This window comes from Schaalia sp. Marseille-Q2122 (assembly GCF_903645355.1).
Taxonomy (GTDB): domain Bacteria; phylum Actinomycetota; class Actinomycetes; order Actinomycetales; family Actinomycetaceae; genus Pauljensenia.
On the sequence record NZ_CAHJXR010000006.1, the window covers coordinates 1 to 16,312 of the forward strand.

At 61.3% G+C, this 16,312-nt stretch carries 5 protein-coding genes, 1 tRNA gene and 1 pseudogene; 2 read left to right on the forward strand and 5 right to left on the reverse strand.

The genetic code is table 11. From position 1 onward, the window contains the following. Both HWX48_RS07680 and HWX48_RS07685 read left to right on the forward strand, forming a co-directional pair. Positions 1 to 1,186 (forward strand): hypothetical protein (locus HWX48_RS07680; RefSeq protein ID WP_175956302.1); only part of this gene is annotated, 1,186 nt, incomplete at its 5' end. A gap of 93 nt (positions 1,187 to 1,279) precedes the next feature. Next, positions 1,280 to 2,338, forward strand: coding sequence for a pseudouridine synthase (locus HWX48_RS07685; protein WP_175956304.1), 1,059 nt, complete (start codon positions 1,280 to 1,282; stop codon positions 2,336 to 2,338). A gap of 263 nt (positions 2,339 to 2,601) precedes the next feature. Here HWX48_RS07685 and HWX48_RS07690 read toward each other — a convergent pair whose 3' ends face one another. The 5 genes and pseudogenes from HWX48_RS07690 to HWX48_RS07710 form a co-directional block, all read right to left on the reverse strand. Then, the gene (locus tag HWX48_RS07690; RefSeq protein WP_175956306.1) at positions 2,602 to 9,327 is read right to left on the reverse strand and encodes a collagen binding domain-containing protein; all 6,726 of its coding nucleotides are present in this window, start codon (positions 9,325 to 9,327) and stop codon (positions 2,602 to 2,604) included. A 1,014-nt stretch (positions 9,328 to 10,341) separates the two neighbouring features. Beyond that, a tRNA-Ser gene (locus tag HWX48_RS07695) sits at positions 10,342 to 10,426 on the reverse strand. Positions 10,427 to 10,692: 266 nt separating this feature from the next. Further along, positions 10,693 to 11,145 (reverse strand): annotated as a pseudogene (locus HWX48_RS07700) (methyltransferase domain-containing protein); the annotation flags it as partial. Positions 11,146 to 12,290: 1,145 nt separating this feature from the next. Next, positions 12,291 to 14,774 carry an SHIRT domain-containing protein gene (locus tag HWX48_RS07705; protein ID WP_175956308.1) on the reverse strand — a complete coding sequence of 828 codons (2,484 nt, stop codon included), beginning with the start codon at positions 14,772 to 14,774 and terminating at the stop codon, positions 12,291 to 12,293. After that, positions 14,693 to 16,123, reverse strand: a complete 1,431-nt coding sequence (locus HWX48_RS07710; protein WP_175956310.1) for an alpha-L-fucosidase — start codon at positions 16,121 to 16,123, stop codon at positions 14,693 to 14,695. The genes HWX48_RS07705 and HWX48_RS07710 overlap by 82 nt, the downstream gene beginning before the upstream one ends. Positions 16,124 to 16,312: the final 189 nt, after the last annotated feature.

Sequence of the window (16,312 nt, forward strand, 5' to 3'; positions counted from 1 at the left end):
GGACACCCCCACCGACGAGGTCGACGCCGCTCCCCTCGGAAAGCCCGACCCCTCCTGGAAATCCTCACGACAAGCCGTGACATGGAGCAGCGCCTGGTTCGGAGGATCCCAAGAACTCTGGACCCTTCCCAGCCCCGGCGCCGACACGAAATACACCTACGGCAGCACCGGCAACCACCTCATGGCCAACACTCCCCAAGGAGACAGCCAAGCCCTCATCACCGTCTACGACATCACCTCCTCCCCGCGAGAGGTCCTCTCTCGCACAGTCTCCAAGGAAGAAGCCTCCCGCATGGGATTCTGGGGCGACTACATTGTCACCCGAAACTCCCTCATCAACCTCGCCACCGGCAAGGATGAAGAACTCCCCTGGCCCGCAAACACCGGTGGATTCTCAACGGAATGGGGCCTCCTGCAATGCGACTCCACCTACAGCTGCAGCCTCTGGGCAGACCCCCACACCAAGACATGGACCACCCAGCTTGCCCCCACCACGGGACTGCTCGCCAGCCAATACGCCAATGACGCCAACGGCGGCCAATGGATTATGGACGGCAATATGGAATGGGTACTCAATATGACAACGGGCGAAGTCAAAACCATCCAATGGAAGACCTCCATCTTCGCCAACCAGCCCTACGCAGCCATTGACGGCTGGATCCGCACTCAGTCACCCGACGAAGGTTCGAACGAGATCCTCGTCGACATGCGCAAGGCCGATGGCAGCCCCTACCGTACCTTCACCGTGAACGCCGTCGACAGCATGGTCTTTAGTCAAATCCCCTGGAAAGAGCAGGCCCCCAGCCTGGCCGAGTACGAAAAGTGGCTCGAGGAAAACGACGTGAGCTGGGCAGAGTCAGCTATTGAGGCTGCGCAGGATTCCACGTGCGCGAACGTGATGATCGCTGGGAATAAGGTGGAGGACCCCACCGGCGGCACCCTGGTCTACCGAGATGAGGCAGCCAAGCAATGCGTCTTGGGATCAGGATGGTCCACTCCCCTTCACGCCTGGGGCCGGGGCAATATTCTTCCCCTGGGTTCTCCACCGATCCTCATTGACCTCAAGGAAGGACGAAGCGTCGAACACCCTGGTCTCAATGCGAAGAACCAATTCATGCTTCCACGCTCGGATCTTGTGCTCATTCCCCAAGAGGACGGGAGCGTGATTGCACGCGCGCCCCGCTGAGCGCCGTGACCGTGGTATTTGCCAGAACAGGGGTGTTGGCGTGGCAAGGTGAGAGGGATGCGCCTCCCGCGCTTTGCCCCTAATCTAAGGGTCGTGTCCTCTTCCTCCGCTCCTGCTGGTTCCTCCCCTTGTGCCGCTCCTGCTGGCGCGCAGGGGTGGCCTCGCCGCCGCCCGCCGCGCCTGCCCGACCGCGGCGGCCTGCACCCTGTGCGCGTAGGGAAGCGCGTCAACGTCAAGCAGGCCCGCGCGCTGGAGGGCACCTTAGCGCAGTGGATGGAGGCGCATATCCCTCGTCTGACACGCGTAGAGATTGACGAGGCTTTCGCGCGCGGCGACGTGTGCGACGCGTGGGGCGCTATTTTGGACGCTTCCACTCCGGCCCGGATTTTGGAGTGGCCGGTGTATATGTACTGGGCGGCCGCCGATGACACCGCCGACTTGCCGCATATTCCCGTGGTGTACCGGGGCGATGGCTGGCTGGTGGTCAATAAACCCAAGGGTCTGGCCACGCAGCCTCGCGGGTCCTATGTGGCGCGGACGGTGACGGTGGCCCTGCGTCGCCAGGAGAATAATGCGAACCTCAGCCCCGCTCATCGCCTGGATCGGGCGACCTCGGGGCTGTTGCTGTTCACCGAACGCCCAGAGTTGCGCCGCCCCTATCAGGAGCTATTCGCGCAGCGGAAGGTGAGGAAGGTGTACCGCGCTGTTGCCGTAGCCTTGCCGGATACGCCCATCGTTGGTGGGTCTGACGAGGGCGTCGCCGTCAGCGTCGATCCGCCGGAAATGCCGGGTTGGATCAAGGTGGAGAGCCGTATTGAGAAGGTTGAGCGCGTGATGGTGTCACGCATTGTGCCCGGCGAGGTCAACGCCCTCACCTACCTGCGGGCGACCCGTGAGCGGGTGAGCGTGCGCGGGCGGGAGTTCACGGTGTACGAGGTCAGCCCGCACCACGGGAGGACCCATCAGATTCGCCTGCATTTTGCGGCCCTGGGTGCCCCGCTGGTGGGCGATCCCCTCTATGGGGGTTTTAATGCGGCCCCCTATGGGGAGGATCAGGTGCCCGAGGGAGCTTCGCCGCTGCACCTGGAGGCTGTGCGCCTGGAGTTTACGGACCCGCAGACCGGTGAGGATGTGTGTATTTCCCTGCCGTAGGTGGCGTCAGCCCCTGCCCGCACGGCTGCCTGCACGCCTGTCTGCATCCTGAGCGGCACCCCCCCTTGCGCATAACAGCGCCATGGTACTGAAACAGCCCCGCCCACCGCTCGCTATGACGAAGCAGACCCTGGATAGACCAAAGCGGTGCCTTGTCGACATACCGGTGACGGGTACGCCACCGGTGTCACAACAAGGCACCGCTTAAGCATGGGTGGTGGGTGCGCCATCTGCGTGAGGCACACCCACCACGGGTGCGACCTTTAGGCCCGTCGGCGCAGGGCGTAGGCTCCTGCAGCCAAGATGGTCAGCATCAGGGCCAGGATCAAAGCCGGGACGGTGTCGGCTCCGGTCTTGGCGATAACAGGCCCCTTAGCGGCGGGGCTGCCCCTACCTGCCTTCGCGGGGGCGGGCTTATTGACGACCGAGCCCAGGTCCACCACTTCACCTTGGGCGGTGATGGTAGCGGCGTACACTCCGCCGTCAGCCACGTAGCCTGCGGGGGCTTGGCGTTCTGTCACCGTGTACTTGCCGAAGAGGACACCGTTAAAGAGCACGCGCCCATCAGAGCCACTCTTGGCGGTGGCGACCTCGCGGCCCTCCACGTCACGCAACACGAAGGTCGCCTGAGCCAAGGGCTTGCCTGCCGGATCCACCTTGGTCAAGGCGATACTGCCTCGAATGGGGGTGTTCTCGAAGGCGGCTCCCGCTTCGACAACCACGCCGTGCTCAAGGACACTCACCGTGCGGCCCTTAACCTCAGGGGAGGGGTTGTAGCCAGTGGCGGGCGTGGTCTCACGCACCACCCACTGTCCATAGGTCACGCCCTCGAAGAGAGCCAGCCCCTGCTCATCGGTCACAGCCGTGGACACCGCAAGCACGTCAGCACCCGCATCAGCACCCGCGTTGGTGGGCGCAGCGGGGAAGAGACCAAAGGTCACACCCGCCAGCGGCTTCTTCGTTTCCGCGTCGATCTTGGCCACCCGGATGGAACCACGGATCAGGGTGTTGGACAGCTCTCCAGCATCCACACTCACCCCGTCAGTGACAACCCGAGCACTGAGGGTGCTAGAGGTCAACGAGTAGCCTTGAGCTGGGGTAGTCTCCACCACCGTGTAGTCCCCAGCGCGCACGCCAGTGAAGGTCACCAGGCCCTTCTCGTCCGAAACTGCGTTCGCCACGGCCTTACCGTCGGGGGTGCGCAGCTCAAAGGCAGCGCCGGCAAGGGGCTGACCTGAATCAGCATCCTTCTTATGAGCCACGACAGTGCCACGCACCGCCTTATTCCCCATACGGCCAAGGTCAACGGTGGCGCCATCGACGCGCACCTGCACGGCGCGCTCAGTCGGGTCGAGGACAAATCCGGCGGGGGCAGTGGTCTCCACCAGCGTGTAATCCCCGTAGGGAACATTGCTGAAGGTCAGGGCACCATCAGTACCCGAGGTCGCCGTCGAGACGGTGTCCTGCCCCTGCTTCAGGGCAAAGACGGCGCCCGCCAAAGGCGCATCGTCATCCGTCGACCACTTCACTGCGCTCACGGTGGCCTTCTTCAGGCGGTTCGTCACATCACCCACAGCAAGCGTCTGCCCCTGCTCGGTGATGCTCACAGCCTGAGCCCACGCGGCGTCAAGGACGTAGCTCTCCGGTGCGCTGGCCTCAACCAGGGTGTAGTCGCCGTGCTTGACGCCCGTGAACACGACAGCGCCATTAGCGCCAGAGGTCTGCTCGTAGGCAACAGTATTGCCCTGCTTGAGCTGGAAGACCGCGCCGGGCACGCCCTTGGTGGGCTCATCAGCATCCACCTTACGGAGAGTCACAGAGCCCTTCTTCACCTGGTTGGGGAAGTTCCCCAGCTCAACGCGCTGGCCCTGGGTAGAAATCACGACGTCCTTAGCTGTGCTTGAGGGGATGTAGGCCGTCAGCCCCTTCCTCTCCTTAAGCTGATACGAACCAAAGCGCACGCCCTCAAAGAGCGCCACACCGCCAGGACCCGACACTGCCACGTATGCAGGTACGACACCGACGACGCCGGCCTCGTTCACCGGGTAGAGGCCAAACTCCACCCCAACAAGGGTCACATTCGCGTCCTCAGCGTCAACCTTCGTCACCGCCACAGAACCCGTAATCGGCGTGTTCGTGAACCGCTCATCGGCGCCCGTCAGGTCCACCTTCTGACCGTGAGTGCTGATCTGGAAGGGGCGTCCCTCCGCCTGAGCAGCAGGGTTAAAGCCAAGAGCAGGCGCCGTTTCCTTGACGACATACTCACCAAAGGGCAGGTCAAAACTCACCAGGCCCTGAGCGTCAGTCGCTTTATCAGCCCCGACCTGGGCGCCAGCCTTGGTGAAGACGGCAAAGCGCGTACCAGGAATCGGCGTGTCCGTACCAGCCTCGACCTTCTTGACCGTCACCTGACCCGTGACCTTCACGTTCTCGAAAGGCTGGGCCGTCAGGTCAATGCTCTGCCCCTGGGTCGCAATCGTCACCTCACGCGCATCGGAGGTGTTGAGCACATGCGTGGCAGGAGCGGCAGTCTCACGCAGCTGGTAGGTGCCAACGGGGACGCCCGCAAAGCGCACCATGCCAGTCGCATCACTCAAAGCAATCTGAGTGCTCGCCTGCGCGAAAGAGCCATCGCCCTGCTTGGCAAACAACCCAAAGGATGCCCCAGCGACAGGCACACCGGTGGTGGCCTCGACCTTCTTGGCCACCACAGTGCCGCGAATAGGCGCATTGGTCACGTCGGCGAGGGTCAGCGCGTCGCCGTCATCAACGGTCACTGCCTGTTCTGCGGTGGTTGGCGCATAGCCCGCAGGTGCGGTGATCTCACGCAGGGTGTAGCGGCCGTAAGCGACGTCTGCGAACTGTACGACGCCACCATTTGCCGAGGTCGCCTGGTAGGCGGCGTCAGCGGCACTATTCCCGGCGACGCCCTCGGCAAACAGGCCAAAGACCGCCCCGTCAACGCCAGCGCCCGTCTCCGCGTCCACCTTCTTGAAGCTCACGCTCGCGCTGATCTTCGTATTGGGGAATGCGGAGGATTCGATGACCGTGCCATGCTGGGCGGCGCCGACGGTGACCTCGCGGGTATCTGTGGCGAGGACGTAGCCGGTGGGTGCGGTCTTTTCCGCCAGCGTGTAGGTGCCCGCCACGACATCGCTAAAGGTCGCAATGCCCTGGTTATCCGAAGCCGTTGAGGTGTACTTCACCTGCGTGCCAACACGCAGTTCGAACACTGCTCCGGGCAGCTTCGTGGTGGGCGATGCGGCGTCGACCTTGACGACCTTAACCGTTGCCTTGATGAGCTCGTTGGTCACGGTTGCGTCGGGAGTGACCTCCCCCGTCGGGCCGGTCGGCGGCGTCGCTGTGACCGTCACGGTCACGGGTGCAGCCAAGGGCATGTACCCAGCGGGAGTGGTGGTTTCACGCAGCCTGTAGGTGCCGTAGGGCACCGCAGGGAAGGTGGCGATACCTTCAGTGTTTGACGAGGCAGTCTGCGTTGCGGGTGTCGGCGTGGGGGCAAGCATCCCCGGTAGGGGGGCGGCCCATTCAAGGCTGAACTCTACGTCAGCCAGGGGTGCGCCGGCTTGGTCGACCTTCTTGATGGTGACGTCGCGGCTGACGGCACGTATGCCGAGGTTGCGCACCACTGTTGCGTTGTCGGGGGTGACCGCGAAGTCTTCCGTCCACACGGCGTTTACTGCGGCGGCTTGGCCGCCTGCGCAGGTTTCTTGTGTTGCCTGAGCGTGTTCAGTTGAGCCAACCGCGCACTTTGCGCCGTGGGATGCTGTTTGGCCTTCCCCTGCGGGTACGACGGATGAGCCTGCAGACTTTTCGAAGAAGACGCGGTAGTTGCCGCGTTTGAACAGGTCGAAGGAGTAGCGCCCATCGTTTGTGGTTGTTTCAGCGACTTTCGCACCTGATCCTGCGTCGTACAGTACCACTTTCAGGCCTGAGAGTTTCAGGTCTGCGGTGCCGTCACTGAGCGTTGAATTGCCATCGAGGTCAGCGAAAACGGTTCCTTCCACGCGGTAGCGGGCGGCTTCAACGGTGACATCGTTTGTTTCGATGTATCCGGTGTTGGCCTGGGTGGAGGTCGCGAAGGAATTGACTGCGCGCGATCCCGCTGGAAGGGCTCGCGTCTGCTCCGTGTCAGGGACCCTATTGTGTGTCACCACTTCAATATGGGCGTGGCGTCCCAAGCTCTGTCCTGGCTTGAGTGCGAGTTTAATGGAGCGGACAGCAGACCAGTCGGTGATGTCGTTTGCTGTCTTCCACTGTGCATTGATTGCGCTATCGGTGTCAGCGCCTTGGGGTTCCAGGGCGTAGAAGATATCCCAGCGTTTGATGATTTCCGCGTTTTCTGGCACAGTTTCCAGCGCTTCAGCGAGAGGTGTTTCAAAGGCGGAGTGGTTGACGTGCTCGGTGCTTCCATCGGCGCTGTGGCGCGCCCACGTTCGTGGGAGGTAGCGGCCTCTGACATCCTCAACGATCTTATGGTCGTTTGCTTGGGGCAGGACATCAATCATATACAGGGATCGGGTTTCCGCGAAGGAACGATTGTCGACCTCGAACCTGTAATAAACATCACCGCCGAGGTCTTGGGCGGGCGCATTCACGAACCAGTTGCTCTTGTCGAGAGAAACGGACTTACGCGCGATGAGTTCCAGAGGTGGATGCATCTTGAGTGGAAGCGTCATGCGCATGAAGTGCTCGGCGGTGTCACCATCGCCATCAAGGTCCAAATTATCGAGGTGATGGTTCGAGTTTGGTTTGACGACGTCATTGTTAGACCACACTGTGTAGTACTCGACGATATTCGTTTCTGGAGCTGCCTTGGCATTAATGGTGGTGTCCAAGTGGAAGACGCTACGTGTGACTCGCTCGTGTCCGCCCACGTTGGTGTGGTGTGCAATATTGCCGTAATTGTAGATAAGCGCTGTCTTTCCGCTGTTCCTATAGTTGGCGACGATCCGCGGTTCAATGGGCTGAGGCTGGATTACGCCGTCAATTTGAGTTTGGACGGTGCGGACATACTCGATGCCAGCGGGAAGCAGAACGACATGCTGCACGTCTTTCATTGGGAGTGTCGACTGCCCCCAGGTTCCTTGGGCGTTGCTGGAGACTGCGTATTCGCCAAGTCGAGCGCAGGAGAGTTCAACAGGGGTGCGGTCCTGTTCAGGTTTCCACAAGTATGGTGGGTAAAGGGTTGAAATATCGCCCTTTTTCTCACACTTTTCGTAGGTAAAAGCGCGTTCACCGTTGTGCTGGGTATCCCAGTTAATTTGGCTTTGACGATCATCACCGATCCACATGAAAATCTTGGGTTCGATGGGCTTAATGGTGATCGTGTTGTTGTTCGAGTCAGTTTCTGCACGAACCGCAAGGGTGAAGGGGGTATTTTGATCGTCTCCCTTGATTCCTTCGGCAGTTACCCAGTTCTGGTACTGCTGTGCCTGCGTGTAGGTTCCATTGGCCCATTTGGCCATTTCGGATTCCAGGGGAGCAGCGCTGATATTGAAATATGTCCAGGAGTTGTCTTGCACAAAGGGCGCGGAGAAACGTACCTTCAGGCCGGAATACTTGCGGGCCTTGTCGTTAATGAAGATGGCTGGATCGTTGGAGTTCATATCCGCAGCGAGAAGTTCTTCTTGCCCGTCTTCGGTCAGTCCGTGGAGGGAGACAGTGAGGGCATTAAAACGTGCCTCGAGTTCGCGTGGTTCGACTGTTCCGTTGCCCCGTTTCCCGAAGTCTCCGCTTCGAGGCGGGGTGAATCTGTGGAAGTAGAGGCGCGGATCGAGTTCAGTGTCGGTAAAGGTGGTGAAGTTTGATGTGATACCACCTCTGGCCTTCGGTGCGATTTCGGAACCGTTATTACTGTTTCCGACCCACAAACGCCACAGCATGATGTCCGTGTTGGGATCATCAAAGTTGAGCGGCGTGTTGCCACGGTAGAGGATTCCCCCATCGGAGGTGAGATTCTGGGAGGTCTGGTGCTTGTCCATTTGGTCACTGGACGTCTTGCCCGGGAAAGCAGCCTTCTGCTGGGGCTTGAAGGTCGTGGTTGAGGTGACCTCGGGGAGGATTTTTTCGAATGCAGTTCCGGGATCAAGGGTAATAGTGCTCTTGAGGACGTATTCGCGGGGAGTTTTTGCGGCGACGTCAGAGTAGATCTCGGCATTTTCGAAGCTGAGTTTAATGCCCTCACAGTAGGTTTGTCCGCCGCATGGATGCCAGTTTTCACGGTGCAGCGGCCCTTCGTAGGTAACAGTGTGAGTGCCTGGGTCATAAACCCATTGCCGGTCCTGCGCACCCCACCATCCTGCGACGTAGGTGGCGCCCGCAGGAAGCTTAGTGACGATCTTCATTCGTTGAGGGGCGTATTCGCCCCATCCGTCTTGGCGGCCACCATCAAGAGATTCCTTTGCCGAAACGGCGTAGTGATGGAAGATCGGCTGTGCGGGCGTGTGGGTAGCAGATGCTGCGTTGTCGGTTTCAAAGGGCACTTCGCAGGAAACCTGTGCTGCAGCTCGGCCCCTTTGACCTTCGGCGCAGTAGTTGAAGGGGGTAAATTCTGTAGCCACCTTCGCTTTGAAGGTTCTAGATTCTGAACGAAGCGGCTGAGTGTTATCCCCCTCGAAAAGCTCCCAAGTGACTGTTGTCTGGGTTCCGGGTGGGGTTTGGCGGTTGAGGTATGACAGTGGTACGGGGATTGAAAAGTTCGTTGCACCCGTTACTGCTGCAATGTAGTAGTCCTTGCACCAGTGGGTGTCGGTGTCGCAGGATTCACTACGTTGCGCAAATTGCGAGTCGGGGATTCGTTGTACCGAAAGGACTGGTGATTTTTCGATCATCAGCCGGATGCGCGCGTCGAGAAGACGCCCTGTCGTGGCTGAGGCGTCAAATTGCGCTGTTGTCGTAAAGGGTTGTCCCGACCAGAACTCTGAGGGTTGTTCCCCATCAGGATCAGCATCGTTGGTCAGGATTCTCATGACTATCTTATTGAGCCCTTCATCTGAGGGCGCGCCAGAGGCTGAGGGAAGGAACCATGTGACAGCTCCGATGATCACAAGTGCTGTGACAAGCACACTTGAGATCCAATGTTTCAAAGAAAAGCGAATGTACATGTAGTAAGGGTATTCATATTCTTCTTAGAAATCTATCCACTTCTGTAGTGGATATGCATCATTCCTTCAGGGAACTTCCAGAGTTCGCCGCGAGCACTGATAATTCACTGGACTTAGCAAGGGAAAGAAAAGCCACAAGTCCATATAGTGATATCCCTTCATCCGGTGGCAATTTTGTTTGGTAGCAAACATAAATCCCGAGGTCGGGGGCCACTACGAAGGCCTTCACCAACACGCCCCCTGCACATCCCTCAGTGAGCACAGCGCCATCCCCTATACAACTCACAGCGGCAATACTGCGGCTTTTGGGAGGGATATTGTTGCCGCCAGGAAAGCACCGGATCACTAACCCGGTCCCCCACTCACCTTTCGGCGCATAACCCTGTCTTTCCCTGCCCACCCCAGCTTTTACCCTGCCTCGCCCTCGCTCCCCGCCTCACCCACCACCCCGGCCTCGTCCTCGCCCCACCCACCCCCACCCTTACCCTGCCCACCCCCGCCCATGGGAGGGTTGTTGCAGTTTCTGGGGGTTATGCGGTGCGCAAACTGCAACGCGGTGTGCACAAGCGAATGTGACCACAGCGCCGAAACAACTGACACCCTCACACCTCCTTCACCGGCCCGCATCCTTGCCCCAGCTCGCCTCGCCCCACCCCCCCACCTTTGCCCTGCCCACATCCTCACCCCAGCTCGCCCTCGCCCCACGGGCCGCCCGCCCCAGCCTTTACCCTGCCCACCCCCCCAGCCCTGCCCACCCCCGCCCATGGGAGGGTTGTTGCATTTTCTGGGGGTTATGCGGTGTGCAAACTGCAACGCGGTGGGGAAAAGCGGGGAAAGAAAAAGCAAAACCCCGGAACCAACCGGTTCCGGGGTGATCTGCGGAGGATGGGGGATTCGAACCCCCGAGGGCTTGCACCCAACACGCTTTCCAAGCGTGCGCCATAGGCCACTAGGCGAATCCTCCGTGCACACAAAAGTGCGTGCTCAGATATGTTAGCGCCTTTCAGCATCAAGCACCTAATCCGATCCGTCCTCCCCCGCCGTGGGATCGCTCACGCACAGGAGCGGTGACACAAAAGCCGCAGGCAGTGAAAACCATGCACAAACTCGGGAGCTAAAGCCCAAGAAAGGCAGGAAAAGCATCCGAAACATAGGGGGTCAATGCTCGTCACGAGGGAAGGCAAGAGATCCGGAAGGAAGATCAGCGAAGCGAGGCAGGGAGAAAACCTTTCACACGCGCTCACACAGGACGGCAACCTCGGCATGATCCGTGTGCGGGAACATGTCAAAAAGACGCCCCTCCACAACCCGCAGCGCGGGCATGGCAGCCAGATCCTTGGCCAGAGTCACGGGATTGCACGAGGAGTAGATGACCCGCGGCGCCGCGCACTCATTGAGCCATCCGGCCAGGTCAGGGCCAATACCGCGCCTGGGCGGGTTGACCACCACAACATCCGGAGCCGAAGCCGCATCCTGCTCAACCGCCCACGCGACAGCATCCCCGGCGATAAAGCGGGCGCGCGCCTCGGCCTCGTCAGCCCACAGGTCGCGGGCTGAACGCTGAGCGGAGGCAATGGCAACGGGCGAGACCTCCACGCCGACAACCTGGCGCACTCCGGCGGCAGCGGCATGCAGGGCAAAGCCTCCCACCCCGCAGTAGAGGTCCCACAGGGTGGCGGGCAGAGGCTCCAGCACCGCCAGGCGAAGGCAAACATGCAGGAGTCAGCGGGGCCGAGGAGGTAGACAGCGGCGCGGCCGACGGGAGGGACGCAGGCTGCGGACTCCCGACAGTGACGGACGAGGCCCCCTGCGCGGCCTCTCCCCCGAGTAGACCACCCTCTGCGCGCTCCAGGCACCGCCCTCGCAGCCTCTCCCCGGCCACCCGCGCCCCCGCCGCCCAGCGGGCGGCCTGCCGGTAGAGCTGGGCGGCAACCTGCGTATTGGTCTGGGTGAAACTCTGCGGCCCGACATGCAAGGTCACATCCCCAACCCGCATGGGCAGGGTCGCGGCCTCGGTGAGCAGCACTTCTTCTGCCCCTTCGACGAGGGCGGCGTGCGTGGGGTGAAGGTTGACGCTGGCAACGACCAGGGTGGGCAGGAGTTCGCGCAGGCGCACCAGCCGCGAGCGCAGCAGCGCCTCGTAGCGGCGCGAGCGCAGGACGAAACGCACCATGAGGCCACCATCGGCGGCGACTGTGACCAGCAGATACTTGAGTTCACCGCGGCGGGCGGCCACGTCGTAGGGCTCAAGTTTGAGCTCGGCAACGAAAGCGGAGAGGGCGGGCATGGCGGCGCGCAGCTGCGGGTCAAGGATGGGGCAGGCGGACAGGTCCACGCCCTTCCACTCAGCGTCAAGCAAACCCAACGTGGGCGCGCCCGCCGCACCGCCGACGGCCATTTTCGCTTTGGTGCGGAAGTTTTCGGGGGACGAGGCCGCCGCCGCAAGCCAGGTCATGTGGGCGGCGCTGGGGACGCTGGCCAGGAGGTTGGCGACTGCGTCTTGGCGGCGGTGAAGCTGCTCGGGGTATGCGACATTGAGGTGCGTGCAGGAACGGCACAGCCCCTGGTGGAAGTAGTCGCAAAACATAGTGACATTTTGTCACGCCCCGCAGGAGGGAGACGAGTGCGAAGCACACCCGCCCTCCGCGCCCGGACATGGCCCCCACGCCTAGCCCCGTCCTCCGCGCCCGAACATGACCCCCACGCCCGGACATGGCAATGCCCAGGGCGAGGACCCTGGAAAGAATCCTCACCCTGGGCTTACCACAGGCGTTGATGCGCGTGTCAGGCGCGCATGCCGCCTTCGTGTGCCACGAGGGGCATGCCCCTTAGCCTCGGCGTCGCCTGAGCAGAAGCAGCAGGCCGCCAGCAGCCACAATGCTTGCCGCGATCACGGGAACACTGCCGCTGGCACCGGTCTTGGACAAGCCCTGCTTGCCACTGGGCGCGCTCTTGTCCGCCTTGATCTTTGTCTGGTCGGACGCGCCCGGCTTGCCCTTGCCGGATTGCCCCTTGTCCTTGCCGTCTGTCGGAGGGACAGGGTCCTTGGGAAGAGGCTGTTTCGGGTCGGTGGACTTAATGAAGGTCCACTTGGGGACGAAGGGCAGGGCATAGACGAGTTGGATGTCTTTGAGGGCAAAGAGCGCCGCGCCGTTTCCGCCACCGGCGCCACTGGGTTGAGCGTTGACGGTGAGGTGTTTGCTCAGTTCCTCCAGGGTGAAGCATTCCTTCTCCCACCCGTCGAATCGCCAGGTCCCGCCCTCGACTGCGACCTCGGTCTTGAGAGGCGGAGGAGCACACACCTTGCCATCGCGGATGACGGGGGTGGCGTCGGTGTCGTGCATCTTTTTCACTGCCTCGGGCAGTTCGGCGGGGAAGTTCAGCTTGGCGTTGAATTCGCGCGCGTGGTAGGTCCATGTGCCGGTGACGGTCAGGTCACCCACCAGGGTTTCCTTGGTGACATTCCACCCGTTGAAGCGCCACTCGCCTTCGACAGAAGCGAGGACGGTGCTCGCCGGGGCGTCGGGCTCAAGCGTCGTGCCCCAGGCGAGGCTCTGCGCGTCGGGCAGCAGGGCTTTAACCTCGTCGGACAGAGCCTTGTCGCTGGTGGAGGTGAACACGTAGGTGACGGTGTGCATGGCCGGGTCCAGGGTCCACTTGCCGACGAAGCTCACCTGCTCTTGGGCGTCCTCGACCTTGTCGGGGGTCCATCCCTGGAAGGTCCAGGTGCCTGCCGGCGTGGTGAGCGTGTTTTGCGAGGGCGCTGGCGCAACCACCGTCTCGCCTTGCGTGTACTGTTCGCCGACGGGCAGGAGGGCCAGGATTTCGGCGGGGAGGGTGGCGCCCTCGGTGGCGGATTCGAAGGTGAAGACGGGGGTGAAGGTGGGGGTGGGCTGGTAGGTCCAGGTGCCCGTCACCTTCGTTGCTTCACTAATCGAGGCAATGGTGCTGGGTTCCCATCCGCTGAACACCCACGCTCCCTTGTCGACCTCAATGCGTGCTGGACGCGGCAAGGGCAAGAGCACTTCGCTACCGTGTGGGGCGGAGAGTTCTGCGGGCAGGGTTGCTGTCACCGTGTCCGGTAGTGTCAGCGCATGGTCTGCTGAGCGGTATTCGAAGGTGACGGCGTAGCTATTGCGCGCGAATTCCCAGGTGCCGGTGTAGGTGTGTTCGGGCCCTGCAGGCCAGGAGATGCGCCCGCCATTCCATCCCTTGAAGGTCCACACGCCTGAGGGAACGGTGACCTCGGTGCTCCTCAGATCAATGGGCCCGATGGCGCTGACGGGCGCTTTACGTTCCTGAGCTGCGGGGAGCAGCTTCGTGACTTCTTCTGGCAGCGGGGTGGCATCAGATGAGACGAAGGTGTAGTTGATGGTCACGTCGCGGTCGCGGTCGTAGCCCCACCTGCCGACGACCTCAACGGGGCCTTGGATGTTTTCGATGACGGCGGGTTCCCATCCCTGGAAACGCCATGTCTTGTTTTCCCAGTAGTCGCGAACCACGTTGACGCGAGGGGGTGCGATGGTGATGGTTTCACCGCGTGGGTATTCGCTTGTCCTGGGTAGCTGGTATTCAAGGGAGTAGGGGAATTCGTGGTCAGGTGTCGTGTTTTCGAAGCGGTAGGAGACAGGGTAGGTGAGGGGTCCTGACTTCCATGTGCCGGTGAAGACGACGGTGTCGCCGGTGACGGCTTGGCTCGTGTGGTCCCATCCTTGGAAGGTCCATTGAATGTCTGTCAGTCGCACAGTGGTTTCACTCAAGCCGCTGGGGGCGACCTGTGGAATTCCGGGGATGGTTGTGCGGTTCTTGGGCAGGAGCGCCGTCACCTCGGGCGGGAGGGTCGATCCGTCTTCTGCGACGAAGCGGTGTTCGACGGTTGCGGTGGGGTGAGCGGCGTCTACTGCGCCGAGGGAGACGCGGGTGATGCGGCCTCGTCCGTTGCCCAAACTATCGGCGTAGTAGGCCTTTTCTGCCGGTTCGACAACGACGGGGACGATGCTGCGTGCGGGCACGTCGAATCCTGCGAGGCCGTCGGCGAGCTCACTGAGTGTCACGACCTTGCTTGTTGCGCCCACGCTGACCTTGACTTTCGCGTCGCGCGCGATGCTGGCGTCGAGGGAGACTGCCATGTTGACGGTTTCGTCGCTGGCGTTCTTGGCGTAGGCGATGGCCTTGGAGATGCCGCCCTTGGGGCTGTTGATCGTTTCCAAAGCCTTGGTGTCGACTGCGCTCATGGTGCCCTTGACGAGGTTGGTCGCGTTGTTGGGGGCGTAGACGGGGGCTCCCTTGGTGGCGACCTTGATGATGGGCACTGCGGGTCGGGTGGGGTGTCGGGCAGGGTGATGAGCAGGTCGTTGTTGTCGACGGAGTAGGTGAGGTTCTGGGGCGAGGCTGCCGTGGCGTCATCGACGGTGACGGCGGTGACGTTGGTGCCCGCCCCGGGAAGGCGGATGGTCTTGTCCTCGGGCCAGGAGGTGATGCCCAGGTAGACGGCGTCTCCGTTGATCACCGTGTGTCCCCACCGTTGTGTGGGGTAATAGGTGGGGACAGCGCCGTGAATCACGTTGGGGTGGCGGGCGTTCCAGGCTTGGATGCCTTCGAGGATCTTCACTTCAAAGGGGTCGAATTCACCCGTGCCGCGCGGGCCAATGTTAAGGAGGTACTGGCCACCGTTGGCGACGGTGGTGAAGAGGTTTTCGACCTCGTGCTGGGTTTGTTCAGCAACGCCTTCTGGCCGGTTGCGGATCTCTTGGACTTCGGGCCAGGTGCAGTAGCCCCAGCACTTGGGGAAGGTGGAGCGGATGGATTCCCAGGGGGCGAGGGTCTTTTTGGTGGTGAGGTGGTTGTCGCCGCCGACCTCGAAGTCGCCCTTACTATTCCACACGCGGGAGTTCACCAGGGTGTTGGGCGAGAATTCGCGTACCCACTGGGCCATTTGGGCGGATTGTTCGGCGGTGGGCCCGCCCATGTCGAACCACAGTTCGGGGACTTCTCCGTATTTTCCGGAGAGCAGTTCCTTGAGCTGATCGTGGATGAGGGCCATCATCTCTTCGTCAAGGGTGTTGCGGTTTTGGTAGGGCTCGGGCGTTTGCTTCGTCCAGTCAATGATGGAGAAGTAGAAGGCGAGTTTGATGCCCATGCCATTGCAGGCATCAGCGAGTTCCTTCATTGGATCGCGCTTACCTGGGGCCTTCTCGTAGAAGTCGTAGTTGGTAGTGCCGGTGTTCCACATGGCGAAGCCATCGTGGTGTTTAGAGGTCACCAGCAGGTACTTCATGCCCGCGTCTTTGGCACGTTGACACCATTGTTGGGCACTGAACTGGGGAATGGTCATTTCCGAGGCGGCTTTAAGATAGTCCTCGTCGGGGATGCCCATATTGTTTCGGCTAATACCCCAGGCTTTGATCTGTTCGGGGTAGCCGAGCCATTGGCGCTCGCCCTTGTAGTAGCCGCCGAAGGTAGAGTAGACGCCCCAGTGGATGAAGAGGCCAAAACGCAGGTCTTGCCAGGCTTTGATGCGGGGGTCTTCACTGAGGGTCATTGCCGCCGGGGTGCCTGCGATGGCAGGTGTTTCGGGGGCAGCTGGGGGAGTGATGGGATCGGCATGTGCCGCCGTGATACCGCCCATCATGAGGGCGGCAGACAGGAGTGTTCCTGTCATCCTTCTTAAACTCATCGTCGAGCCTTCCGGGTGATGCCGCGGCCTCGTTGCCACGGCTTTTCAACTTTAACAACAGGCACTTATTTTTTTCCAGCGGTTTCACAGGGTATTTTGCCTGTATACACACCCCTCGAACCTACTTTTTTCCGACATTTTTCTCTTTCTTCGACGGAACCACAAAACTATCCC

Excerpts from the sequence above, each read along its gene's own strand:
- HWX48_RS07710 (WP_175956310.1), bottom strand. The coding sequence starts at position 16,123 with ATGACAGGAACACTCCTGTCTGCCGCCCTCATGATGGGCGGTATCACG.
- HWX48_RS07690 (WP_175956306.1), bottom strand. The coding sequence starts at position 9,327 with ATGAGAATCCTGACCAACGATGCTGATCCTGATGGGGAACAACCCTCA.